General features: G+C 37.7%; 27 protein-coding genes and 3 pseudogenes. 27 read left to right on the top strand and 3 right to left on the bottom strand.

Going from position 1 to position 24,579, the window contains the following annotated elements; genetic code table 11:
* The first annotated feature begins 596 nt into the window (after positions 1 to 596).
* The 5 genes from L950_RS06780 to L950_RS35100 are packed head-to-tail and all read left to right on the top strand — an operon-like array spanning position 597 to position 3,507.
* Positions 597 to 1,838, top strand: a complete 1,242-nt coding sequence (locus tag L950_RS06780) for a glycine betaine/L-proline ABC transporter ATP-binding protein (RefSeq protein WP_021192466.1) — start codon at positions 597 to 599, stop codon at positions 1,836 to 1,838.
* 2 nt (positions 1,839 to 1,840) lie between these two features.
* Positions 1,841 to 1,996, top strand: coding sequence for a hypothetical protein (locus L950_RS32260; protein WP_231576941.1), 156 nt, complete (start codon positions 1,841 to 1,843; stop codon positions 1,994 to 1,996).
* Positions 1,990 to 2,667: an ABC transporter permease gene (locus L950_RS06775; protein WP_231576940.1), complete on the top strand. Its 678-nt coding sequence runs from the start codon at positions 1,990 to 1,992 to the stop codon at positions 2,665 to 2,667. The genes L950_RS32260 and L950_RS06775 overlap by 7 nt, the downstream gene beginning before the upstream one ends.
* 1 nt (position 2,668) lies before the next feature.
* The gene (locus L950_RS35105; RefSeq protein WP_021192465.1) at positions 2,669 to 3,004 is read left to right on the top strand and encodes a glycine betaine ABC transporter substrate-binding protein; all 336 of its coding nucleotides are present in this window, start codon (positions 2,669 to 2,671) and stop codon (positions 3,002 to 3,004) included.
* A gap of 44 nt (positions 3,005 to 3,048) precedes the next feature.
* Positions 3,049 to 3,507 carry a glycine betaine ABC transporter substrate-binding protein gene (locus L950_RS35100; protein WP_021192464.1) on the top strand — a complete coding sequence of 153 codons (459 nt, stop codon included), beginning with the start codon at positions 3,049 to 3,051 and terminating at the stop codon, positions 3,505 to 3,507.
* A 93-nt stretch (positions 3,508 to 3,600) separates the two neighbouring features.
* Here L950_RS35100 and L950_RS06765 read toward each other — a convergent pair whose 3' ends face one another.
* The 3 genes from L950_RS06765 to L950_RS06755 all read right to left on the bottom strand — a co-directional run bounded on the left by L950_RS06765 (position 3,601) and on the right by L950_RS06755 (position 7,890).
* Positions 3,601 to 6,012, bottom strand: coding sequence for a TonB-dependent receptor (locus L950_RS06765; RefSeq protein WP_021192463.1), 2,412 nt, complete (start codon positions 6,010 to 6,012; stop codon positions 3,601 to 3,603).
* A 450-nt stretch (positions 6,013 to 6,462) separates the two neighbouring features.
* A complete protein-coding gene (locus L950_RS06760; protein WP_021192462.1) occupies positions 6,463 to 6,996 on the bottom strand; it encodes a dihydrofolate reductase family protein in 534 nt (177 codons plus the stop codon).
* Positions 6,997 to 7,176: 180 nt separating this feature from the next.
* Positions 7,177 to 7,890: an SDR family NAD(P)-dependent oxidoreductase gene (locus tag L950_RS06755; RefSeq protein ID WP_021192461.1), complete on the bottom strand. Its 714-nt coding sequence runs from the start codon at positions 7,888 to 7,890 to the stop codon at positions 7,177 to 7,179.
* A 425-nt stretch (positions 7,891 to 8,315) separates the two neighbouring features.
* On the opposite strand from L950_RS06755, the gene L950_RS06750 reads away from it, so the two are divergent.
* The 22 genes and pseudogenes from L950_RS06750 to L950_RS06650 form a co-directional block, all read left to right on the top strand.
* Complete coding sequence (locus L950_RS06750) at positions 8,316 to 8,738, top strand: lipocalin family protein (protein ID WP_021192460.1); 423 nt, start codon at positions 8,316 to 8,318, stop codon at positions 8,736 to 8,738.
* 286 nt (positions 8,739 to 9,024) lie between these two features.
* Positions 9,025 to 9,414, top strand: coding sequence for a hypothetical protein (locus L950_RS06745; protein WP_156169574.1), 390 nt, complete (start codon positions 9,025 to 9,027; stop codon positions 9,412 to 9,414).
* A gap of 100 nt (positions 9,415 to 9,514) precedes the next feature.
* Positions 9,515 to 9,862 (top strand): hydrogenase maturation nickel metallochaperone HypA, encoded by a 348-nt coding sequence (locus L950_RS06740; protein WP_021192458.1) that lies wholly within the window; start codon positions 9,515 to 9,517, stop codon positions 9,860 to 9,862.
* Positions 9,863 to 9,868: 6 nt separating this feature from the next.
* Complete coding sequence (gene hypB, locus L950_RS06735) at positions 9,869 to 10,591, top strand: hydrogenase nickel incorporation protein HypB (RefSeq protein WP_021192457.1); 723 nt, start codon at positions 9,869 to 9,871, stop codon at positions 10,589 to 10,591.
* A gap of 10 nt (positions 10,592 to 10,601) precedes the next feature.
* Entirely contained in the window at positions 10,602 to 11,084 is a 483-nt protein-coding gene (locus L950_RS06730; protein ID WP_021192456.1) for a hypothetical protein, read from the top strand.
* A complete protein-coding gene (locus L950_RS29635; RefSeq protein WP_197086294.1) occupies positions 11,068 to 11,442 on the top strand; it encodes a hypothetical protein in 375 nt (124 codons plus the stop codon). Before L950_RS06730 ends, L950_RS29635 begins: the two co-directional genes overlap by 17 nt.
* Complete coding sequence (locus L950_RS06725; RefSeq protein ID WP_197086293.1) at positions 11,370 to 12,068, top strand: ABC transporter substrate-binding protein; 699 nt, start codon at positions 11,370 to 11,372, stop codon at positions 12,066 to 12,068. The genes L950_RS29635 and L950_RS06725 overlap by 73 nt, the downstream gene beginning before the upstream one ends.
* Positions 12,069 to 12,070: 2 nt before the next feature.
* Positions 12,071 to 13,081 carry a FecCD family ABC transporter permease gene (locus L950_RS06720; RefSeq protein ID WP_021192455.1) on the top strand — a complete coding sequence of 337 codons (1,011 nt, stop codon included), beginning with the start codon at positions 12,071 to 12,073 and terminating at the stop codon, positions 13,079 to 13,081.
* A gap of 88 nt (positions 13,082 to 13,169) precedes the next feature.
* Positions 13,170 to 13,856, top strand: a complete 687-nt coding sequence (locus L950_RS06715; protein ID WP_021192454.1) for an ABC transporter ATP-binding protein — start codon at positions 13,170 to 13,172, stop codon at positions 13,854 to 13,856.
* Positions 13,856 to 14,419, top strand: coding sequence for a GNAT family N-acetyltransferase (locus L950_RS06710; protein WP_021192453.1), 564 nt, complete (start codon positions 13,856 to 13,858; stop codon positions 14,417 to 14,419). Before L950_RS06715 ends, L950_RS06710 begins: the two co-directional genes overlap by 1 nt.
* A 79-nt stretch (positions 14,420 to 14,498) precedes the next feature.
* The gene (locus tag L950_RS06705) at positions 14,499 to 16,937 is read left to right on the top strand and encodes a TonB-dependent receptor (protein WP_021192452.1); all 2,439 of its coding nucleotides are present in this window, start codon (positions 14,499 to 14,501) and stop codon (positions 16,935 to 16,937) included.
* 123 nt (positions 16,938 to 17,060) lie between these two features.
* Entirely contained in the window at positions 17,061 to 17,447 is a 387-nt protein-coding gene (locus tag L950_RS06700) for a hypothetical protein (protein WP_132770926.1), read from the top strand.
* A 177-nt stretch (positions 17,448 to 17,624) separates the two neighbouring features.
* On the top strand, positions 17,625 to 17,927 hold the full coding sequence (gene ureA / locus L950_RS06695) for an urease subunit gamma (protein ID WP_021192450.1): 303 nt from the start codon (positions 17,625 to 17,627) through the stop codon (positions 17,925 to 17,927).
* 21 nt (positions 17,928 to 17,948) lie between these two features.
* Positions 17,949 to 18,254: pseudogene (locus L950_RS06690) on the top strand (urease subunit beta); the annotation flags it as partial.
* Between the two features lie 65 nt (positions 18,255 to 18,319).
* Positions 18,320 to 20,041, top strand: coding sequence for an urease subunit alpha (gene ureC, locus L950_RS06685; protein WP_021192448.1), 1,722 nt, complete (start codon positions 18,320 to 18,322; stop codon positions 20,039 to 20,041).
* A gap of 61 nt (positions 20,042 to 20,102) precedes the next feature.
* Positions 20,103 to 20,693, top strand: coding sequence for a hypothetical protein (locus L950_RS06680; RefSeq protein WP_021192447.1), 591 nt, complete (start codon positions 20,103 to 20,105; stop codon positions 20,691 to 20,693).
* Positions 20,694 to 20,695: 2 nt separating this feature from the next.
* On the top strand, positions 20,696 to 21,193 hold the full coding sequence (locus tag L950_RS06675; protein ID WP_021192446.1) for an urease accessory protein UreE: 498 nt from the start codon (positions 20,696 to 20,698) through the stop codon (positions 21,191 to 21,193).
* 5 nt (positions 21,194 to 21,198) lie between these two features.
* Positions 21,199 to 21,887 (top strand): annotated as a pseudogene (locus tag L950_RS37145) (urease accessory protein UreF).
* A gap of 14 nt (positions 21,888 to 21,901) precedes the next feature.
* Positions 21,902 to 22,516: an urease accessory protein UreG gene (gene ureG / locus L950_RS06665; RefSeq protein ID WP_021192445.1), complete on the top strand. Its 615-nt coding sequence runs from the start codon at positions 21,902 to 21,904 to the stop codon at positions 22,514 to 22,516.
* Positions 22,517 to 22,540: 24 nt separating this feature from the next.
* A pseudogene (locus tag L950_RS37140) lies at positions 22,541 to 23,331 on the top strand (urease accessory protein UreD).
* Between the two features lie 50 nt (positions 23,332 to 23,381).
* Entirely contained in the window at positions 23,382 to 24,278 is an 897-nt protein-coding gene (locus tag L950_RS06655) for an urea transporter (protein ID WP_021192444.1), read from the top strand.
* Between the two features lie 106 nt (positions 24,279 to 24,384).
* The coding region (locus L950_RS06650; protein WP_031289906.1) for a hypothetical protein at positions 24,385 to 24,579 on the top strand (195 nt) is incomplete at its 3' end.

Raw genomic sequence — 24,579 nt, 5'->3', positions numbered from 1 at the left:
GCATGATGTTAAATTATAAAGCATATCCTAACTTTTTTTGTTAAAGAAATATGTGTTGACCGTGATCAATACTTTTCATAACGGTCATCCTATATTAACTTTTATAGTTAATACAGGAGGCAAACTTAGTGGCATAAAAACCGAGTCGACTGCCTGATTTTATTTTTAAATGATTGGTTATTAGGTTTGTTTTGATGGCTCTGTCGTACAGTGTGTTAACGCTAATAAATGTTGTTTATTTTATTTTTCGTACCTTTGTACCGTCATATGACACGGATGCATCGGTTTGTTCCGTTATTTTATAGCTCTTTTTTGAGCTGTTTCTGAGTTGTTCGCGATATACTTGTTATAGTATTTTAGAGGTGTTTATTAATATCTCGTCTTTTAAAAGATTCATTTCTTTTTCATGATTGCTCTTCATCGAACTAAGAGTAAAGTGTGTTAAATATCAAGTTGATTGAACAAGAAGGAGTTCTTCGGTCGAACTAACTCAACTTTAGAAATTGTTTTTTATGTTATTAAAATAACATGAAGGTGTTTTCTATTGAATATACCATCTGTGCCATGACAATTCGTTTCATACCAAAAAATTAAAAATGGATAAAAACAGAAAAGTTAAAATAAAAGTCGAGGACTTAACGATTGTTTTCGGTAAACAAAAGAAATTGGCGCTTAAATTACTGAATGAAGGTTACCCAAAGAAAGAAATACTAGAAAAAACCGGCTGTACAATCGGTATCAATAAAGCTAATTTTGAAATTTACGAAGGAGAGTTTTTTGTCATTATGGGACTTTCTGGAAGTGGTAAATCTACTTTACTACGTTGCCTGAACCGATTGAATGAACCTACAATGGGTAAAGTCTTTATCAATAATGATGATATCACAAGTAAAAACAATAAAGAGCTTCTGGAAGTGCGTAGAACTGAAATGAGTATGGTGTTTCAGAAATTTGGATTATTACCACATCATACTGTTTTGACTAATGCCGCTTTTGGTTTAGAAATTAGAGGGGAGGACAAAGCATCTCGCGAGGCGAAAGCTCAAAAAGCGCTTGACATAGTTGGTCTTAATGGTTTTGAACAGCAGTTTCCAATTCAGCTGTCAGGGGGTATGCAGCAGCGAGTAGGGTTGGCGCGTGCTTTGGCCAATGATCCGGAAGTCATGTTGATGGATGAGGCTTTTTCAGCATTAGATCCCTTGATCAAAACCGAGATGCAGGATCAGCTATTGGAGCTTCAGGATACCTTACAAAAAACGATTGTCTTCATTACTCATGATTTGGATGAAGCTATTAAGCTTGGCGATCGTATCGTGATTATGAAAGATGGAATTATTGAGCAAATTGGTACAGCCGAAGATATTCTAACGAATCCAGCGAGTGATTATGTAAAAGCTTTTGTGGATAAGGTGGATAGAAAATCGATTATCACAGCAGGATCATTGATGACCGAGAAACCGACATTGGTTAGGTTCAAAAAAGATGGTCCTGAAGGGGCACTTCGGAAAATGAGAACAACGGGACTTGAAATACTCCCTGTAGTGGATATTCATGATACCTTCTTAGGGTTTGTCAATATCAATGAAGTTATTCAGGCTGCCAAGCGGAAAGATCCTACTGTAGAATCTATTATTCATTTGAATGTTCCTTCGGTATCTAAGGATGTTACTGTTGAAGAAATGTTACCGTTGATTTCGGAAACAAGATCGCCAATTGCAGTGGTCAATGATCAAAATAGATTGTTAGGTATTGTGACGCAAACTTCACTTATTATCGAAGCAACAAAGTTTAACGAAGAGGAAATTAACGAATTAAAAGAAAAAGCAAATAATCAGTAACAATGAGTAAAATAATAGATATAGGTCAATACATTGAAGTTGCAATTAATTGGCTTACAGAAAATTTTAAGCCTTTATTTGATTTTATAAAACATACGGGTAATTCATCCATTATTGGATTAGAGTGGATATTTTTAGCAGTCCCTTTTTTGTGGTGATCGGACTTTTTACAGGTCTGGCATGGTGGAAGTCAGGTAAAGGCGTTGCGCTAATAACCTTGTTAGGCTTGACACTTATTTACATGATGGGTTTTTGGAAGGAGACGATGGAGACTTTATCATTGGTTTTAGTTGCAACGGCGACAGCTTTGATACTTTCTGTCCCCTTGGGTATTTGGGCGGCAAAAAATAAACTAGCTGCGAAGATTATTCGCCCTATGTTAGACTTGATGCAGACGATGCCTGCTTTTGTTTATCTGATACCGGCAGTGTTGTTTTTTAGTATCGGTAAGGTTCCTGGCGCATTTGCGACTATTATTTTTGCGATGCCACCAGCTGTCCGTTTGACAACTCTGGGTATCGATGCAGTTCCAAAAGATATTGTAGAGGCTGCACGTGCCTTTGGAGCGACTAATCGACAGATTTTGTTTAAGGTTGAGCTACCACTAGCTATGAAAACTATTCTTGCGGGTATAAATCAGACCATATTATTGTCACTTTCTATGGTCGTGATTGCCGGAATGATTGCTGCGGGTGGTTTAGGAGAGAAAGTACTTGAAGGAATTAATAACCTAGATATAGGACTTGGATTTGAAAGTGGCTTATCTGTTGTGATCTTAGCTATTATCTTGGATAGGATAACGCAGGGTTTTGTACAGAATAAAAAATAATATGAAGAACATTAAAATAGCTTTAATCTGTTGCGTTATCGTATTTCTTAGCGCTTGTCAACCAGATGGTAATAAAAAATATATCAATGTAGGTATGGTCGATGGTTGGGCCGAAGGGGTCGCTATGACCTATGTTGCTAAAGCAGTTTTGGAGGAGATGGATTATCATCTGGTCATCCAACGTGCTACACCAGATATGATCTTAGCTTCTATGAATAATGGTGATACGGACCTCTATATGGATGTTTGGCTTCCTTTAACTCATGGTTCTAAAATTGCAAAATTTCCTAATCTTGTTGATATTGGTACGAGTTATGCGCACGCCAAAATGGTTTAGTTGTACCCGATTATGTTCCAATTAATTCTATTGAAGAGTTAAAAGTGCACGAAGATCAATTTAAGCATCAAATTATGGGGATTGAAAAAGGAGCTGGTATAACAGCTGCGGTAGATCAAGCCATAAAAGACTATGATTTAAATTATCGTCAGGTAAATTCATCTACAGTGGCGATGATTACTGAATTGCAAAATGCGATTAAGGAAAAACGCTGGATCGTTGTCGCAGCTTGGCAACCACACTGGATGTTTGGTAAGATGAAATTAAAATTTCTGGAAGATTCTCGAGAATCTTTAGGAACTGCAGAGCAGATCAAGATTTTTACTCGAAAGGAATTTCCTGCTGACCAACCCGAATTGACCCGCTTCTTTTCTCAGATTCATTTTGATGTAGCCACCATGTCTAACTTGCTGATGAAAATGCAGGAAAGTAAGGATAAAGAAGCTACAGCGAAACAATGGGTAGCAGATAATAGATCTTTAGTGGCTTCATGGTTGAAATAATTGGTTTTGTTTAATTTTCTGGATGCAGTTACAGCATCTGTTGTGACCAATTAAAAAAGGAAGAATCTATTTATAGATTCTTCCTTTTTTAATTTAAAAGTGGTAAGCAATACTACCTAAGATATTTCTCGGCATTTGCGGATTAACTGTTGTCCAACCTTTAAAGTAAGTCTGGTTAGTCAGATTATTTGCCTTAACAGCAAACTCCATATTTTTGTAACTGTAAGAAAGACTACCATTAAGTAAAGTATACGAAGGAAGTACAAAAGTTCCTGTCGGGATACTATTTGTAATGATATTTTCACTAGCATGATTGATTCCAAGACCAATACCTACACCTTTTAACGTTCCTTGTTGCAAAGTGTAATTTGCCCAGATATTGGCTAGGTGTTTTGGTCCAGCTTCGGTTGGGCGAAGGTTGTTCACATTAGCGGCCGCTTTTGTTGTTTTACTATCGTTGAAGCTATAGCTTAAGATCATATTTAATCCTTGAATAGGGGCTGCTGTTAAGTCGAAATCGAGACCACGGCTTAGGCGTGTACCATCCTGTACACTAATATTGTAGCTTTTACCATCAATTTCTATTGTTTCAGGACGGATCATATTGTCTACACTGATATCGTAGTAGCTGGCAGTAAGACCAATTTTATCTTCAAGCAGATTGAATTTTACTCCTGCTTCCCACTGTGATGCTTGTTGCGGTTTGAAATCGCCGGATACACTGGGGTGAGGCTGTACTACTGGTGAAACATTTTTAAAGCCATTCTGATAGTTAGCAAAGAATGAAACTTGATCTTTTATGGCTTCATACACGAGACCTACGCGCGGTGAGAAGGCTGTTTGGTTGAATTTTCCAGTAGTGGTATCTTTATCAATGTTGTATGTTCCTTTATTATTAAAGTAATCCATGCGCAGGGCAAGGTTTAAATGTAATTGTGAAGTTACATCTAAGACATTGGAAACATATGCTCCAAATACCTGTGTACGGCTACGGTTGTTGGTCTGTGCACCGTTGGAAGCAGCAATTGCCGCATCGATGAAAGCTGCGTTAAATTTATAGTAATCTGGATCATCGTATGACGTATTGATTTGATCTGTCTGTACATAAGGAGAGTTGTGCGTTTCCGATTTTTGGGAAAGGAGATCCAGTCCTATAAGTAGTCTATTGCGCATACCACCGATGTGGAAATCTCCAATAAAATTCTGTTGTGCATTGATGCTATTGGCTACATAATTTTGCAGTGCTGCATATCGGTTGATCAATGTGTCATTTGCATTTTGCAAGTACATGATATATTGGAAGTAACCATCAGATTTACGTCTATTATAACTAACAGTTGTATTGGATGTCCATTGCTCGTTGATGCGGTAATTTACATTTCCACGTAAGTTGGTACTTGGGTTTTTAAAAGTAACATCATTGTTGGTATACGATTTGTTAAAGTCAAATTGCAATTCATCGGGAGTTCTTGCAAACAATTGACGGGAACGATTGAGAAATACCATCATTGGATTGGTCGCTTTGCTCTGATAAATTTCAGCATCCAATTGAATGTATAATTTGTCATTCGGTCTGTATAGTAATGAAGGAGCAACAAAAATTGATTTGTTAAATCCTGCATCCTGAAATGTTCCTGTATGCGAATATGCTGTGTTGATACGGCCTAAAAGTTTTTTATTAGCTGTTAGCGGTCCGTAGACATCAGCTGTTACACGGTGCTGTGCATAACTGCCAAAGATATAATTGATCCGTCCACCTATGGTATCAAGCGGTTTTTTAGTGACATTATTTATCAATCCACCAAAACCAACAGCAGCGCCACCATATAAGGAGCCAGAAGGTCCTTTGATAACCTCGATGGTTTCTAAGTTGGCCGGATCTGGACTTGTGCTAGCAATACTCACGACGCCATTGACCATCGCGGCTTGTGTGGTGAATCCTCGTAATGTGTAATAAGAGACTCCATCTCCAGGACGTCCAGTGGATGACCATAATTTGTCTATACCAGAAACGTTTGCCAATGCGTCATCATAATTTGTATTTACCTGGCTTTTAAGTAACTCTTTGGTAACGACAGCATAAGATTGAGAGTTTTCCATATTACGAAGTGGCATTTTGGAAACGTATAAACTTTGTTTTCGAGTATACTTATTCTTGCTTGCTCCGTTTATTACAATTTCGTCTAAAGTGGACTGGTCTTCGGTGAGATAGATATTGGAAATGATATTTCTTTTTTCTTCTAGCTGGATGTCGCGGATTTGAGATTGGACTCCTATAGCTGAGATGTGGATTTGTGCAGGACCTGGTTTCAAGGATTTGAGGAGATAAGAACCATTGGCTTTCGTTGAAACACTGATGTCCTGAGGAAGCAGTTTGACCGTGATACCTTCTACAGGCTTTCCATCGGCGGAGAATATTTTCCCATATATTTCCGTTTTTTGTTGTGCTTGAGCTTGGAGAGAGCATGGAAGCAACAACATAAGGTAGATGATAAATTTATTCATAGTGTTTATTGATTTTATTTAGATTAATTATAAACAGTGCAAATATATTATTCATGTTACACTTTTCAAAACTATATTTTCAATCCTTTAAAAAGAAGTTTGATGTTGATTTTGAACACTATCTGTGTCGCTTCGGGGATAAATGCTCTTGTACTGGTAATAGATTGTTTTTACTATTCTTGAACAATTTCAAATAGACCAATTATTCTATTTTTGTGGTTTATCTCCTTGGAAAAAGGGTTTTTTTTCAAGAAAATAAAAAATAGGATGTTATTGACTAACCTAAAAAAGATATTAGGTTGTACTGCAATTTAGAATTACATTTGATGGCGCTTTAACTAAAAATAGAATTTACTAATGGTCCATCGCTATCGTGCTACTTTAATTTGTGGACACAGATCTGACTCTATTTTTTAGTTAAATACGGCATGAGAAGAATTGAAATGTCAATCAGTTATCAATTCGCTTGTAATGAAGTTGTGTCAGTCCAGTCTCAAACTGTTTTGTTGAAATAAGTGTTAATTTTTGCTCCGGTCTTCCATCTTTAAAAAGTTTTACTCCGTCGCCTAATAGTATTGGTATAATTGAAATCACAAATTCGTCAATTAAATTTTCTTTTAAAAGTTCATTAACAATTTCTGCACCACCATCAATGAAAATATTTTTGCCGGTTTCACTTTTCAATTTTAAAATAAGGTCTTTTAAATCTTCGGTGTAGAACGTGATATTACCTTCATCTGGTCTAGCAGTTCTGGTTATAATATATGTCTTTTTATCAGCATGATGAAATTCTGGAACATGGGCAATGATCCAGTCATATGTTTTTCTGCCAAGAACTACTGTATCTACTGATTTTATAAATGAAGCATAACCATAGTCTTCTCCTTCTTTTTCTACTATTGATAAAAAATCAAGGTTATCATTTGGTTTGGCAATATAACCATCCAAGCTTGTTGCAATATATAAGATTACTTTTCTATCCATATTTATTTTTAGTGATTATTTTTTGTCAGATTATATTCTCATTTATAAAAGAAACGGATGGTAACTCAAGTTGTAGATGATCCTGTATCAGTTTTTATCGGTCACCGGGGACAGCTAGGTGACTTTTAGCTTCGACAGTACCGACCTGTAAAAGAATATTTATTATTAATTGAGCCTAATTTAATCAAAAAAGACCGTTTTGATCGGGTTTTTCTTAACAAAGTTTAACGTTGTAGCATCGGGAAATATACGTTCTTCTTCATTTTCAATGCCTTTGCAAATCTCATAAGCTATTTCTTCAGGTTCTGATTTATGTGATTTCGTTTCTTCTTTTGTCATTTGCGTATTGACATACCCCATGTAAGCACCGATAACTTTGATTCCTAAAGCTTCGAGTTCTTCACGGATTGTTTCTGTCAAAATATGAGCTGCAGTTTTGGAGGCACAATAGGTACCTAATCTTTTTATAACAGCTAAACTTCCTATTGAAAGAATATTGACGATGCAAGTGTCTTTATTTTTTTGAAGATGTGGGATAAAGTTGTTAATCATTTCGATTACACCTATATAGTTCACTTTCATCTCAAATAAAGCAGTTTTTGCGGCTTCTTCTTTTAGAAAAGGAATTTTAAGTTCTATCCCGGCATTATTAATCAGTATTTCTGTATCGTTGCAATTTAGGGCTGCCGCTTGTATACTTTCCGTACTTGTTACGTCAAGTTCTAAAAGTTCAACTCTGTTGTCATAATTCTGAAACTGATTTTTTAAATTTTGTAATTTTAAGCCTGTTGCATATACTTTCTTAACGTTTCTACTGATGAGTTCTTGTACTAGCGCTGTTCCGAGACCTCCATCGGCTCCTGTTACTAAAACTGTTTTATCTTTTAAAATCATTGTTCTACTCTATTGGTTCTATTATTCTGAATGCTTAAAATGAGCTTAAATTACCTAATTTTCTTTCATATCAACAAGCTTTTTTTATTGATATTATTATCTGTAGAGAAAGATTCTGATCATCGTGCACTATGGGATAGGACTGTAGATGGATACTGGAAATACTTTAGGTTAATAATTTTCTGAAAGCGAACGAATAGTTATAAGTTAATTGATAGCATGATCATAAAACTATCATTAGGTGGCTTATAAGCCACAATTTCCAGGGTTTAATTTGTACAGGAACATGCTTTATTTAATTTTGTGACTTTATCGCTTTACATGATACCTTTGTACAAGATAAACTTTATTGTTTCTTGATGACGGAAATTTGTATTATTGGATCTTCAGTTAGCTTTTTGTTAAATTTTAAATATAAATTATAGATGAAAAAAATAGTAGCCATTATTTTCCTTTTTGTTACTGTGTTTGTTGTGTCCTGTTCAAAGGAAGATAACAATATGGGAGAGTCTAATAGTGTAACTGGGCGCTGGGTTCTCCAAGAGATGATCGAATTAAATACGATGAAGGAAGTTCCTTATACAGATGGTATTGAATATACATTTAAAGCAGACGAAACGTTTACAGGTATTAGTGTCGATATTGATTTTGATGGTAGTGATGTTGTTACTAAAAAGATTGCGATTTCTGGTACATATGTGCTTTCTGATAATGGTCAGAAAATAACAATAAGACAGAATGGAGGGCAGACATTGGTATTTGATATTTATGATCTTACCTCAAAAAAGATGATACTGAGGGGTAAATTTCAAAACTTTCAGGTTGAGTCTACGTTTAGTAAAAAATAATTATTCGAATTTTCTTCATCCAACGCATCCTCCCTTACTATAAGGAGGGTGTGTTGGATTTTATTATTGAATATTGATCTAGTTACTTCCGTTGACTTTACGAATAGCTGTAACTATGGGTTGTTAATAACTACATAAAATAGCTAGGGATCTGTAATTGCATAATGGAGAAATAAGAAATTACCCTATTTCGTGAAATAAAATTCAAGATTTGTGCTATTTTACTAGTGCTTTTTTACCGTAAATTTGTTGGGTTAAAAACAATAAGTTTTTAAATTCGCTATTTATGATGTTGAGACTGGTTATTTTTGTACTGTCAATCTGGTTTTTTCCTTTTCAATCATTAGGATCAACCTCACTTGCTACAGTACGGAATCGTGCTAATTCATCTACATTTCAAAGAAGATTTGATCCTGCTGATCAGCTTGTCGAAAACGGCGATTCCCATTTGTCGGATAAAAGAAATTCACTTTTTCAACAGATGTATTTTTGGGATATCGATTTAGATCTTGATAAAGATTTCAAATTGGACACATTATTCGCAATTTACGATCTAACGGTTCATTTGTTATATCCTAATCAAACAGCATATGTGGATTCCTATACATCCTATGCTGATCTACCGGTTCAATCTCGTAAATTTCTCCTTTTCGAGCAGATAAAGATACCTCTTTAATCTCCCTTCCATTCACTTACTTTGTAAGTGGTAGAGTCAGGTATATCCTGTCTGCTACTCACATGAAACAATTCTATATTATCTAAGATTAAACACTATTATGCACGAGCTTAGTATTGTAAAAGATATCTTCGATACTCTGGAGGGCCATTATGGTGCCAAGGTTGAAGATATCCAAAAGATTCAAGTAACTGCGGGTCTGCTTTCAAATGTGCAGCCTGTCTTAATTCAAAATGCCTTTGATGCTTTTATTTTAGATAATAATGGCTATATGGATATGGAACTTGAGGTTGTCGTCAACGAGATCATGGCTTACTGTGAACATTGTCAAAAAAATTTTCCGGTGCTTTATCATCGTTTTGTATGCACCTGTGGTCAACCTTCGTCCACAATCGTTCAGGGAAATGAATTATATATATCAAAAGTAATTTTTAAACAAGAAAAATAAGAAATTATGTCAACTAACACATCTAGTCCAAAAAGTGCTGGAAACCGCGTCGGTTCTGTACAGTGTGATAACACCACATTACATTTATTAAAAGCCAATGATTATGTTGCAAATGCTATCCGTGAACGTTTAAAAGACGTTTGTGTGATCAATGTTTGTTCGTCTCCTGGTTCAGGTAAAACAACTTTAATGCAAGAAACAGGTAAGCTACTTGCAAATGATCTTAATATTTCTGTATTAGTGGGTGATCCTGAAACGGAGCGCGATGCGATCAGAATGCGTGAAGTTGGCATCAACGCGTTGCAGATTGTAACTGGTGGTATGTGTCATATCGAAGCGCAGATGATTTTGCAAGCACTTGATCATATTGATATTACAGGTACAGATCTTTTATTTATTGAGAATGTGGGGAATTTACTATGTCCTTCTGCTTTTGATTTAGGTGAAGATTATCGTGTTACATTATTAGCAACCACTGAGGGTGATGATAAACCTAAAAAGTATCCGCGTATGTTCTTAACGAGTGAGCTGATGCTAGTTTCAAAATCTGATTTATTGCCGTATGTGCCATTTTCAGTAGATGCTGTAACTAAAGATGCCCGTGAAGTAAATCCGAATATTGAAGTGATTACTATCAGTACATTGAAGAATGAGGGTATTGATGAGTGGTGCACCTGGTTGAAAGAAAAGGTTAAGCAAAAAAAGAATCAAGACTTCAAGCTGAAGTAAAATAGGAGCTATGCAAGCAGAGTTGGTATATATTGATGCTGTGCTGCCGCAGGGAGCGTTTGCTCAGGATACTGTATCGCTACTTCAGCTGGAATGGTTTGAAGTGAATAAAAAAAGATTGACAAGAGCTACTACTACTGGGCAAACTTTATTGATGGAGCTGGAAAAAGGTCGTGAATGGTGCTCTGGAGATGGTCTGTTCCATGAAGGAAAATTGATTGCTACTATTGCAATTAAACCGACATTGACCATTTGTTTTAATCCCGTTAATACAGTACAGGCGGCTGACTTTTCTTATTATTTGGGGAATAGGCATTTACCATTGTTTATGGAGACCGATCGCGCGATGTATCGTGTTCCTTATGATGGTCGTTTATATGAGCAGCTGCTTGCAAAATTTCAATCTCAGGTACAGTTGGAAGATGGGATATTACTGTCAGAAAATCTAGTAAAGCGGTTGATAAAAAAATTAAGAAATGAAAATGAGTTATAAATTATTTTGCTTAGTAGCTTTTTTATCTATAGCCACTTTTAGTGGGTGTAGTCATGTTACTAAGAATGATCTATCGAAACCGATTAGCGCAACCGATAGCCGTGGAAAAGTGATCAAGTTGAACGATGTTGCCAAACGGGTTGTCGTTTTATTTCCTTCGTTGCTTGATGAGGTGTATATGCTTCAAGCCGGTGATCAGGTTGTTGGTATTCCACAACAGGTATATCAAATGGAAGATACTTATGCTTTTTATCGAAACTTGATTCGAGGATTGCCTCCAAAACATTGCCAACCCCAACTTATGGTGGGCAGTCCAGTAATGTCGAGAGTATTATTGCGTTACAACCTGATTTGGTGATTACCTTCAATACCGATCAAGATAATATAGAACAATTAGAAGGTCTTGATATCCCTGTTTTTACCTGTTCCTCGGCAGATGACAAAAGTATAATGGCGGAATTGCTGGGGATGGGAACGCTTGTTGGAAAACAAGAAAGAGCACAGGAAATTGTTGATTATGTTGATGGGGAGCTCGATCGTATGCAAGTTCCATCGATTGAAAATGCGAAGTCTGTTTATTATGCTTGGTCAAAAGGCCGTGTCATGTCTACTTCTGGAAAAGGAAGTCTTATTGATATGGCGATTCGTCTTTCTGGAGCTGAAAATGCATGTCCTCTACCTATGGAAGCTCCAAATATCAGTGCAGAAACGATGTATAAGTGGAATCCCGATTTAATAATCTTGTGGAACTCTAAATTGTCGGATGTTTATGATCTGAAAGAGTTAGCAGATCTTCCTGCTGTGAAAAATAAACAGGTTTTTGTCATGTCACCATCGTTTCCTTTCGATCCACATACTGTTAAGTTTTTATTGTTTGCTAAACAAGTTCGTCATTGGAGCTTTCCAAGCTATTCGGAAGAGCAATTGAAAAAAGAAATGCAGGGAGCTTTTGAAGTCATGTACGGTAAAAAGGGTTTACTATAATCATGAAAAATATAAAAATCATCGTCCTGTTGATCTTATTTCCACTGTCGCTTTTTGTGTTGTCGCTTACTATTGGTTCTACACAACATGTCGGTCTGGTCGAATTGTTTCAGCGGATGTGTTTGCAATTAGGTTTGATACAAGATCAACATCTGCTTTCGGATGCAAGTTTAAATACCATTATATGGCAGGTGAGATTGCCACGGGTGTTATTGACTTTTATGGTCGGTGCAGCTTTGGCTTCGTCAGGAGGAGTTCTACAAGCTATTTTCCGTAATCCAATTGTAGATCCGTTTACATTAGGTATCTCTTCGGGATCTGCTTTTGGAGCAGCACTCGCAATGTTGTTTCCGATTATGTCTGTTAATCTCTCTGCTTTTATTTTTGGAGTTTGTGCAGTGGGGCTGACTTATTTGGTTTCTTACTCTGGAGCAAGGACTTCTATTGTAGGGATGGTATTGGCTGGGATGGTGATTTCTGGGGTTTTTACTGCTCTTTTAACTTTATTGCAGTATTTAAGTGATCCTTATAAACTTCAAGCTATTGTTCAATGGACAATGGGCAACTTACATACTGCTTCTTGGTCTAAGGTATATAGCGCTATGGGACCAATTTCAGTTGGTTTATTTGTGATTGTGCTCTATCGTTGGAAGCTGAATCTATTGTCTCTCGGTGATCAGGAAGCTTTAGCCATCGGTGTCAATCCCAGAATCATTAAATTGATTCTAATTGGAGTTGCGACGATGATTACAGCATCTGCAGTAGCTGCGGTAGGGGTGATCAGTCTGTTTGGATTGATTATTCCACATATTAGCCGAATGATATTTGGACCTAATAATAATATTTCGGTGTGGGCTAATATCAGCATCGGCGGTAGTTTCCTACTTTTAATCGATGATTTTTCTCGTGCTGTCATGCCTTTCGAAATTCCGATCGGTGTGTTTACTATGATTGTGGGAGCGCCCTTATTTATTTACTTGATGCGTCGAAACGCGATGAATTGGAACTCATGATAGCTACTATTTCAACAAAGCAATTATCTTTCTCTTATGGAAATGATATCGTATTGCGTGATGTGAACGTCTCTTTCCAAAGGGAAAATTGTCGATCATCCTAGGACGCAATGGCAGTGGGAAATCAACGTTGTTTAATGTGATCGCAGGCTTAGAAAAACGCTACGATGGTCAAGTGACTATCGGCGATGTAGAACGTAGAAAGATTAAGATCGGTAGTAGTAGTCAGTTGCGCTTGGGTTTTCTCAATCAATTTCATCAGATGACTTTTCCCTATAAAGTGTTTGATGTGGTTTTGACTGGAAGGGCTTCTTTTTCACGATTCTCACCAAGTAAAGAAGATCATGAAGCTGTACATGCGATTTTAAAAAAGTTTGATCTTGAACATCTTCGTGATAAGCCTTATACCGAATTGTCTGGAGGAGAAAGGCAGTTGATCTTATTATGCCGTGTACTGGTGCAGCAACCTGATGTCCTCATGTTGGATGAACCTACTAATCACTTGGATCTAAACTATCAAATGGCTGTTTTGCGAACAGCGAAAGAGCTGGTTAAGGAGGGGACGACAGTTTTATGTGTTATGCACGATCCTAATCTGGCTTATATGTTTGGTGACCAATTTTACCTAATGCGTGATCAAAGTGTTCTTGATATTAATGGTCTGGAGCGCGAAGAAGTGAAAAATTTGTTGGAAGAAACTTATGAATTGTCTTTGTTGAGTATAGAGAAGCAAGGAAAATGGATGTTTATTCCGATGATTAATGAAAATCAATAATGAAAAATATTTCGATATATCATGTTGGATCAGAAGATGTGGTAGAAGTTCTGCCTTATGTTCTGGATTTCAGAAGAAAACTATTTCCGATGTTGGATCCGAATCAGGTGCCTAAAGATTTAAAGGCGTTTGAACAGGTTTATTTACAGAACCGCGCTGGTACTTTTCTACAGGCAAGAACCGCGGATGGCATATTAATCGGGGTGATCGGTATGCTTAATTATGATTACCGGTTCCCTCACTTGGACATTGATGCAAAGAAGACCGTTGAAGTAGCCCGCTTATTTGTGGATCCCAAATATCGTAGGACTGGACTGGGGACAGAGCTGTTTCAAAGTTTACTCGTGGTGGCGCAGGAAAAACAGATTGAAAGACTTTATTTACATACCCATCCATTTTTGGAGGGTGCATATGAATTTTGGTTGCAGCAGGGGTTTCAATTGATAGAATACCGTGATGAATCTGGATTTCTCACTATACACATGGAACTGATGGTTAATGAATCGGAAAGTGCTGTGATATTGGAGAACATTTTGGAGCAGGAAAAACACTCCACAATTTGAGCTTGCAAGCTCTGTAAAATAAAGACTATGCATTTATGCATAACAGATAATTGAACAAACAATAGATAATTGTATTCCAATGAAATATAATATAAAGACCTTGGCTTTTGCAATAGCCTTAGGTACTGTTTTCCCAGTGGCTGTACATGCGCAGAATAGTACAGCAATTTTTGGAAAAACTTATGATGAGGTTGGAGATATCGTCTCTGGCGTAACATTGACAATAAACAGTTCAAAGCAGGTGACAACTTCCAACGAGTCAGGGGAATTTACTTTTTCTGAAGCGATTAATTTTCCAATTGTCATCCATGCTTCTGCAATTGGTTATATCGATCAAAAAATAACACTTTCGGCGAGTAACTGGAATGTAAAAAAAGGATTATCTCTTGTCTTGATTAAAGATAATAAAACTTTGGATGAGGTGTTGATCACAGGGAGACGTAACAAATCTTATCTCACCAATGATCTGGAATTGGGGGGTAAGTTTTCTGGGAAATTAAAGAATCTACCGCAATCTGTTTCTGTTTTAAGCCGGGAGTTTATCGAAGATAAGCAAGCTTTTACGACAGGTGCATTGTTTCAAGATCTGGCAGGGGTGACGGAAGCTTCTTCTTATGATGATGTGGTTATCCGTGGTTTTAAAAGTGGATATGAAACGGGTGTGCGTTTGGTCAATGGTTTACGTTCGGGTTATGGTTATGGTAATAGTTACTACAATACACCATTGACATTGAACTTGGAAAGTCTTGAAGTCTTGAAAGGTCCAGGAGCTTCTTTGTTTGGTGATGTGGTGCCAGGTGGTACGGTTAATATGACCACAAAGAAACCGTTGGACAGTTTTAAGGGGAATATCGGTTTTGCATCTGGAAGTTTTCAGACGATGCGTACAACACTGGATCTGGGAGGGCCTTTGGATAGCGCTAAGCGTGTTTTGTACCGTTTCAATGCGGGTTATGAGGATACTAAAACTTTCCGTGATGTCAATCGTCAAAAAAGAATTCTTGTTGCACCATCTTTTACTTTTAAACCTGCAGCTGGTACGCAGGTGGACGTTGATGTGGTTTATAACCAATTTAATGGTTATCTCGATCGGGGGATGGGAATTAAAGCAAATGATTTTTATGCTTTACCTCGATCATTTACGTTAAGTCAACCTTCCGATTTTTATAATTCGAAGACATTTTCACTGAGCGGTAGGTTGTCCCAACAGCTTACGGAGAATTTAAGCTTTCACTTGAGCTATATGAAATCTGTGTATGAAGAAGATGTCAATGAACATCGGACGTTGAATACATTTGCTGATGCTCCTAAAAATACGATCATGAATATGCGTTTTTTTGATCGTCATGGTAAAGATTATACGGATAATGTCGTTGGTTATTTTAAATGGGACCATTATGGTGCTGTTGTAGATCATCACATTGTAGCAGGAGTTGATTTTGCGGAGTATAGAGGTGATCAGGAAAATCAGTTGCGGGAAGCTAGACAAAAGACGGTGAACGGACAGGTTGTACCTCTGACATTTGATTTGAACAATCCAACTTATACGACACATGATCTAACTTCTTACGTCTGGCGAGAGCATGTAGCTTATCCATTTTTAAGTCCTTATAAAACTACAGGAAAATACATACAAGATCAGATGTCGATTGCTGATAAACTTAAAGTTATCGTAGGATTACGTCACGAACATTATGCTTCCGAGACTATCGACGGGCAGAAGCGTTATCAAGCTACACAAAATGCCTGGCTACCTAGAGCTGGATTAACGTACGAATTGAATAAGCAGATCAACTATTTTGCGAGCTATTCTCAGGGTTTCGTCCCGGTAGGTGCAAGTTTTATTCAAAATTACCAAGATTATGGTGCAGATAAACCTTTTATTCCGGAACGCAGTTTTCAATTAGAAACAGGTTTTAAAACTGGTTTTTTTAAAGATCAGTTGCAGATGGATCTTTCCTTATTCCGTATAGAACGTCAAAATATGATGATCGCAACTGGTGTGATATTAGATTCAGGATTTTCTGAATATCGTCAATCTGGAAAAGCAATTTCTGAGGGTGTTGAATTGGATCTCCGTGGGCAGTTGACCAAAGAATTTCAGATTATGGCAAACTATACTTATAATCATACTGATGTGAAAGCATCATCGATCGCTTCTGAGGTTGGGCAATCATTACCGGGAGCTCCTAAAAATATGGCAAGTGCTTGGTTAAAATATGTGTTTTCACAACATGCTTTGAAAGGTCTTGGTTTTGGTGCAGGGGTTTATTACGTGGATAGCCGTCGTATGGATAATAGTATTGGTAAAGATAGTGATGGTCAAGCTATGTGGGGTTACTGGCCTTCTTATACTACTGTGAATGCTGCGGTATATTACCATATCGGTGCATTGAAGATGGCTGTTAATGTCAATAATGTGTTTGATAAGTACTACTTTTTGGGTGGCTTTGATTATACACGTGCATTTCCTGGAGCACCGCGCAACGTGATGGTTTCATTAGGTTATGCTTTTTAATGAAAAAAACAGCTAAATCTTAGTTTAAGATATAATATAGACTATTTTATTCAAGATTTGTGCTATTTAAAACTTGTTTTAGTTGGTACTTTTGTCTTGGAAATTTAGATGAAAATGAAAGTAATGTTTCGGAATATATTGACACTTTTTGTAATGCTGTTTGCTTTGGTTACGGCCAAAGGGAATACGTATTTACATCAGGAGGCTAGTGTTTCGAAACAGGTAAAGTTTTTATCAACAGACTATTCATCATTTGAGTTACCTGAAATCAGTTCCAATGTCCATCATTTGACGCTGTTTTCAGGTATGCTCGATGCATGGGAGTGTAACGATCCGCACGAACTCAATGAGCCGGATCAATTGCTTTATTTTACTATTATTCCTATTTGGCTATCGGCAATGGGGGTAACGTATGATAGGAAGCAGGATTTTAGTTTCCCAACTGAACACATAGGAGTAATCCTCAATCCGCGATACATACTATTCAAGTGTATCAAAATTCCAATTTAGTTTTAATATAATTTCTTTCTTTTGCCAAAAGTTATGCAGGCCAGTAAGGTTGTGCCATAAACTTTCGGGCATTATCTGCATGTTTTTTTGTTTCTTATAAACATCAAAAGAGTACGTTGTGGATCAAATAATAGTAATATAATTCTTACATATAAGTTAATATAAAATAGTAATTAGATGCATTTATTACCTAGAGAGACTGAGAAGCTGTTGCTTCATGTAGCTGGTGAACTCGCAAAAAAGCGTATGGCCAGAGGTGTCAAATTAAATTATCCAGAGTCTATTGCGTATATCAGCAGTGAGCTTATGGAGGGTGCACGAGATGGTCGGACTGTTGCAGAACTGATGCAATATGGGGCGACTTTGTTGACCCGTGAAGATGTGATGCAGGGTGTGCCTGAGATGATTCACGATATACAGATCGAGGCAACTTTTCCTGATGGTACCAAATTGGTAACGGTACATAATCCTATTCGTTAATTTAATAAGAACATTGAAAATATGATTCCTGGAGAATATTTCATTCAAGATGGCGATATCATCTGTAATGAAGGTAGAGAAGTAACAACATTGACAGTTGTCAATACGGGAGATAGACCGATTCAGGTGGGCTCTCATTATCATTTTTTTGAGGTCAATAAAATGATGGAATTTGATCGTGCCTTAGCCTTTGGGAAACGATTGAATATTATCGCGAGTACTGCTGTTCGTTTTGAACCTGGGGAATCCAAGATTGTAGAATTGGTTCCATATGCTGGAGCGAGAAGAGTATATGGTCACAACGACCTGGTGAATGGCGATACTGAAACAGAGGTAGGAAAAATGAACGCTTTGAAAAAAGCAGATGCAAATGGCTTTAAAAATAAAAAATCATGAGCTTAAAGGTTAGTAGATTAAATTACGCGGCGATATTTGGACCTACAGGGGGAGATAAAGTTCGCTTAGGAGATACAGAAATCATCATAGAAGTTGAAAAAGATTATGCTTACTATGGTGATGAGGCAAAGTTTGGAGGCGGTAAAACTATTCGTGATGGTATGTGTCAATCTTCGGTGCATACGCGTGATGAAGGTACATTGGATTTAGTGATCACAGATGCGATTATCATTGATCACTGGGGTATTGTAAAAGGTGATATCGGGATCAAAGACGGAAAAATTGTTGGTGTAGGTCGCGCGGGTAATCCGGATACGATGGATAATATCACACCAAATATGATTATTGGTGCTTCGACCGAAGTTCATGGTGGTGCTGGATTTATTGTTACTCCAGGAGGTATTGATACGCATATTCACTACATCAGTCCTACACAGACGGAAACTGCTTTATACAGTGGTATTACGACTATGATCGGTGGTGGTACTGGTCCTGCTGATGGTACGAATGCGACAACGGTAACACCAGGGAAATGGAATATCCGCAAAATGATGCAGGCTGTTGAAGCTTTACCTATGAATTTTGGTTTTTTCGGTAAAGGTAATGTGGGGACAGAACAACCGATCGTGGAGCAGATCGAGGCTGGTGTACTGGGGGTGAAAATTCATGAGGATTGGGGCGCTACTCCTGCGACTATCGACCGTGCACTTTCTGTGGCTGATCAATATGATGTACAAGTCGCAATTCATACGGATACGTTGAATGAAGCTGGATTTTTAGAAGATACTATGGCAGCGATCAATGGTCGCGTCATTCATACCTTCCATACTGAAGGTGCTGGTGGTGGTCATGCCCCAGATATCATTAAATCGGCGATGTACCCGAACGTATTGCCTGCGTCTACAAACCCGACTCGTCCGTTTACTAAAAATACGATTGATGAACATCTGGATATGTTGATGGTCTGTCACCATTTAAGTAAAGATATTCCTGAAGATGTTGCTTTTGCGGATTCCCGTATTCGTCCTGAAACGATTGCTGCGGAAGATATTCTACAAGATCGAGGTGTTTTCAGTATCATGAGTTCGGATTCTCAAGCAATGGGCCGTGTAGGTGAGGTTATTACCAGAACATGGCAAACTGCTGATAAGATGAAGAAACAGACTGGTGCGCTTCCTGAAGATGAAGGTACTGGAAATGATAACTTTAGAGCTAGACGTTATGTTGCTAAATATACGATCAATCCTGCGATAGCACACGGTATCTCTAAATACGTGGGTTCTATAGAACAGGGTAAAATAGCGGATATGGTGATCTGGCGTCCTGCTTTGTTTGGTGCTAAGCCTGAAATGATCATTAAGGGCGGAATGATTATCGCTTCGAAAATGGGAGATGCCAATGCATCTATTCCTACGCCTCAACCGATCATCTTGCGTACGATGTATGGTGGTTATGGTAAAGCATTGACAGAGACTTGTTTCAACTTTGTTTCTAAAATTTCGATTGAAAAGGGAATCAAAGAGGAGTACGGATTGAGTAAAACATTACTACCTGTGGAAAACTGCCGTAATATCTCCAAAAAAGATATGATTCACAATGATGCTACTCCAGAAATCATCGTTAATCCAGAAAACTATGAAGTGAGTGTCGATGGTGAGGTGATCAAATGTGAACCGATTGATAAGGTTGCTTTGGGACAATTGTATTTCTTGTTTTAATATGATCGCTAATTTTTATGGTGTGACACTAGGTCACACCATAAATTGTGAATAAATAATAATGAAAAATTTGAAACTATTTTTAGCAAGCTGTTTAGCAATAGCATGCTTTTCGATACAATCTGCCTACGCACAAAAAGGTGGTGTTATGCTTTATGGTTCATTTAATTACCATGAAACTGAAGCAGGTCATCAGCTAAGTGCGGCACCACTGGGGGTCGGTTATTTTTTTAATGATAATATGAATGTGGGGCTGAACTATGGTTTCAATACTTCGAAAAATAAGGCATTGGATTTTACTGATCATTTTCATGAGGTCGGGCCATTTTACAGCAATACTTGGCCTTTAGGTAAACATTTTAATTTAATTGGTCAGGTTGAGGCTCATTATATATGGGGAAATGAGCATGTTGTCAATGCTGCTAATGTGATGGCTGATGGTAGCTATAACGGTTACTTACTGAGAGCCTATCCTCTGGTTGGTATTAGCTTAGGTAAAGGTTGGGCACTTAAAGCAAAAGTTGCAGAGCTTTCTTATAAGAAAAAACACAGTAAAGATGCTTCTATCGCAAATGATCATGAAATTATCACTGGAATCAATGGTTCTACGGTTGGTCTAGGGATATCAAAAAATTTATTTATTAAGGGATAATAATGATTATTACAGAAATCACAAGGAATATCAAAAATGAGGTGGTCAGTAAGCGTTGTGATCTGCTCATTATTGAGTGGTACGAATCTACGAAACGTATTCAACGTTTGCGTACGGAGGAGGGCATGGATATCGCCTTTAAATTATTGGGGAATACTTCTCAATTGCATAATGGGGATATTCTATATGAGGATGCTGACAAAATTGTTGTAATTGCTATTCGTAGTTGTGATGTAATCTGTATAGAATCGTTGAATTTTTTGGAGATTGCTTTTATTAGTTGTGAAATAGGAAATAAGCATTTGCCTCTATTTATTGAGGGGAATGAATTGCTTATCCCTTTTGAACGAACGATGCAAAGTTGGCTGAATAAGCAGGGGATTCGCTACACGCTTGCTTCTCGTCAGTTATTAAGTCAGTTGAATGCTAATGTCGATGCAAATTATCATCGTGAGCTCAAATTTTCGACAAAGGGTATCCCTTTATTTATTAAAGCATAAAATATATGGAAAATAAATTTCTAGGCAAGCTTCTTCATTTGTCAGATCCGACGTTACCAATCGGTGGGTTTACCCATTCGAATGGATTAGAGACCTATGTGCAGAAGGAGATCGTACATAATAAAGCTACTGCAGAGTCGTATGTGAGACACAATTTGTGGTACAACTTGAAGTTTAATGATGCAGCTTTGATGCGTCTTGCTTATGACGCTACTCGAAATGATGATTTGGATTTGTTGCGGTCTTTGGATGAGGAGTGTACGGCATTGAAGAGTCCGAAGGAAATCGTGAAGCGAGTAAGAAATTGGGTGTACGCTTGTATAAGATTTTTTCGCGATATCAGGAGCAACCGATATTGATTTGTTGGGGTGAGTTGATTAAACAGAAGAAAGTGGATAGTCATTATTGTTTGGTGTATGGTATGTTGGCTGCTTTATTAGACATCCCGATTCGGGAAGCTTTGCATGGTTACTATTACAATGCTGCTATCACGATGGTGACTAATGCTGTAAAATTAGTTCCTCTCGGACAGTTGGATGGGCAGGATATCTTGTTTTATCTGCATGATGACCTGATGACTTTATGTGATGAGACTTTGGAGGTGGATCGTGATCTGATCGGTTTATGTAATGTTGGATTTGATATCCGGTGTATGCAACATGAGCGGTTGTACACACGGGTTTACATTTCTTAATTAAATACGAACAAATGGAAAATAGAAAATATGTTAAGATAGGTGTGGGTGGTCCGGTTGGATCTGGAAAAACTGCACTGTTGGAATGTTTATGTAAACGTTTGAAACATGAATTGAATCTAGCGGTTATTACCAATGATATTTATACGAAGGAGGATGCCGAATACATGGCTAAAAACAGTACGTTGTCTCCTGATCGTATTATTGGAGTAGAAACAGGTGGTTGCCCGCATACGGCTATCCGTGAGGATGCGAGCATGAATCTAGAGGCTGTGGAAGAACTTGCTGAACGCTTTCCAGATCTTGAATTGATCTTGATTGAGAGTGGCGGTGATAATTTGACTTCAACTTATAGTCCTGATCTTGCGGATATCACCATTTTTGTGATCGATGTGGGTGAGGGCGAAAAGATGCCCCGTAAAGGTGGACCGGCGATTACCCGATCAGATTTATTGTTGATCAATAAGATGGATTTGGCTCCTTATGTTGGTGCTAGTCTGGAGGTGATGGAGCATGATGCTCGGAAAATGCGAAAAGGGGCACCGTTTTTATTTTCGAATTTGAAGACAGGAACGGGATTGGATGAAATCATTGGATGGATCAAAAATATGCATTACTGCATGATGTAGCTGAACCTAATTTATTGCGTTAATATGATCTGTTCTTTAAATATCAACGTTGCCCATCGTGAAGGCAAGTCTTATCTCAAGGATGCTTATGTCACACAGCCTTTTCGTATCGTTCCAGTAGGACAATACAGGAGGGATAAAGGGGCATACTTGATGATTATGAGCTCATCACCGGGGTTATTGGATGGTGATGATCATCGTATCCAAATTACGATAGATCCTGGTGCTAAATTGCAATTGCAGACTCAAGCGTATCAGCGTCTTTTTCATATGAAAGGTAAATCGGTACAAAAAACGCAAGTTACGCTCGGCGAAGGTGCGGTGTTTTCTTTTGTTCCGCACCCTATTGTTCCTCAAAATTCTTCTCATTTTCTCAGCCATAATATTATCCACATGCAAAAAACTGTCACCTCATCTTGAGTGATATTGTGACTTGTGGACGGAAACTGTCGGGAGAGATTTTTGAGTATAATCATTTTCAGAATCTGACTCAATGTTATGTGGATGGCCGACTGATATTGAAAGATAATGTACTGTTGCAACCTGATAAATTGCCGATACAGGATATCGGGATATTGGAAGGTTTTACCCATCAGGGAACGTTTATTTATCTCAATTCTGCTGGGAAAGCTGTTGGGGGCTGGATTGAAAAATTCCATCAACAGTATGAACATGTCACGGATATCGAATTTGGAATCAGTGCGCTTCAGTATGATGGGTTTATGATCCGAATATTGGGTTATGGTGCCGAGCAGTTGTTTACTATTTTTCAGGAGATCCAGCAGGAACTGTGGGATGCTGAACTCCTTATTTAATCATTTTAATGAGACTATATTTTAGTCTTATCTTATCAATTTATCTCAAAATGAGGGATCAAGTTTTAGCTTATATAAAAGCTTTTTTTAGAGGTTTCGGACAGATCATGTTGCAAGGTAATGCTTGGACAGGCATATTATTTATTGGTGCTATTTTATATGACTCGACCTTAATGGGCTTTGCGGGTATATTGGCTAATGTTGTAGGGGTTGCAACAGCTAAAATACTGAAATATGATGAAGATCATATTGATAATGGATTATTTGGTTTTAATGCTTCTTTGTTTGGTGTAGCGCTTGTTTTTTACTTTGAAGCGAATATCTGGATCTGGATGACATTGATTCTTGGTTCCATGTTAACCACTCTTATGATGGGTTTTGCGCTCAAAAGAAATTTACCTGCTTTTACTTTTCCTTTCATAGCTGTTACCTGGATTTCACTGTATATCCTGAGTATCCCACAGCTTGCAATGCCTACTGTATCACAACATTTTGTTGATATCCAAGAAATGGATGATTTCTTGATCGAGGGACATGCTTTCGGGCAAGTGATCTTTCAAGGAAGCCTGATTGCGGGATTGATCTTTTTCCTTGGGGTATTTATGAGCAATCCGATGGCTGCACTTTATGCTTTCGCCGCTGTGATTATCAGCATTTACCTATCTCATTATGGTCATGAATCGGAAACTATGATCAGCAACGGAACGTTTAGCTTTAATGCTGTACTCTGTGGCATTGCTTTAAGCGGTACTCGTGTGCGGGATGGATTATATGTCCTTATTGCTGTCGTGATTGCTACTTATTGTGATCATGTGCTTGTGCACTATGGGTGGACGACATTGACTTTTCCGTTTGTAGTGGCTATGTGGGCAATGGAACCTGTTAAACGTCTGGATAAATGGATCGTGGGGCGGTTTGAAGAAACTTTTAAAAGCCGATTGTCCTAAAACAATAAAACTTAGCTGCTATACAAACTGATCAATGGTTGAGTGGCCATTGATCAGTTTGTACTGGTATATAATAGAACAGTGGTCATAAAAAACTATATAATCGATGAAAAATACTCTTTATAAAATATTATCCTTACTCTTTCTTGTTATCAGTCCATTTTTATTACTTCATGCTCAGATTAGTCCTCCTGGATTGGGAAAAGCAAAAACGGCCTCCTGGTCTGCCATTGGTCTTAAGAGGCAACTGGATAGTACTGGTACGAAAGAAGCTTTAACTTACCTCGGCCTAGGAACCAAA

It is taken from the genome of Sphingobacterium sp. IITKGP-BTPF85 (assembly GCF_001006065.1).
GTDB classification, from domain to species: domain Bacteria; phylum Bacteroidota; class Bacteroidia; order Sphingobacteriales; family Sphingobacteriaceae; genus Sphingobacterium; species Sphingobacterium anhuiense.
This window is presented reverse-complemented; position numbering and strand designations above follow the sequence as displayed.